This window comes from Mesorhizobium sp. M7D.F.Ca.US.004.01.2.1 (assembly GCF_003997785.1).
GTDB classification, from domain to species: domain Bacteria; phylum Pseudomonadota; class Alphaproteobacteria; order Rhizobiales; family Rhizobiaceae; genus Mesorhizobium; species Mesorhizobium loti.
The window spans coordinates 1-784 of the sequence record NZ_RZRQ01000718.1 but is presented as its reverse complement, the minus strand read 5'-3'; the positions used below and the strand labels follow the sequence as shown (position 1 = coordinate 784).

General features: G+C 65.4%; 2 pseudogenes. Both read left to right on the top strand.

Features of this window, described 5'->3' with window-relative positions:
- Nucleotides 1–560, top strand: a pseudogene (locus tag EN993_RS36410) (NAD(P)(+) transhydrogenase (Re/Si-specific) subunit alpha); the annotation flags it as partial.
- Nucleotides 557–784, top strand: a pseudogene (locus EN993_RS36405) (NAD(P) transhydrogenase subunit alpha); the annotation flags it as partial. The pseudogenes EN993_RS36410 and EN993_RS36405, both read left to right, overlap by 4 nt.

The following is a 784-nucleotide window of genomic DNA, read 5'->3' as shown; positions in this document are numbered from 1 at the left end:
CGGCACTCACATCAGAGCATATCGCCAAGCAGGACATCGTCATCACCACGGCGCTGATCCCGGGCCGGCCAGCGCCGAAACTGGTGTCGGCGGCCATGGTCGCCTCGATGAAGCCGGGTTCGGTGCTGGTCGACCTCGCGGTCGAGCGCGGCGGCAATGTCGAGGGCGCGGTGCCGGGTCAGGTCGTGACCACCGCCAACAACGTCAAGATCGTTGGCCATCTCAACGTGCCGGGCCGCGTCGCTGCTTCCGCCTCGCTGCTTTATGGCCGCAACCTGTTCGCCTTCGTCGAGACGCTGGTCGACAAGACCACCAAAACGCTCGCCATCAACCGCGACGACGATCTGGTCAAGGCAACCATGCTGACCGACGGCGGCAAGGTCGTGCATCCGGCTTTTGCCAAAGCGGCGGGACAACCCCATGTCGAACCGGCCGCAATCCCGGCCAAGACGATGGTTGCCGACGCAGCCGGGCCGAAGAAAGCCGCACCCAAGAAACCGGCCGCTGCCAAATCGCCCGCTGCAAAGCCGCCCTCGTCCAAGCCGAAAGGGATCGCGTGATGGATCAGACCTTGCAGAAAGCCCTCGACCAGCTCGATCAGGCGTCCGCCGCGGTCCGGCTTGCGGTACAGAACCTGGCCAGTGCTCCCGGCGGCGCTGATGCCGCGGGCGATGCCGCGCACGCTTTGTCCGGCGGCGCCATCGATCCCTTTGTCTTCCGCTTCGCCATCTTCATCCTGGCGATCTTCGTCGGCTATTACGTCGTCTGGTCGGTGACGCCGGCA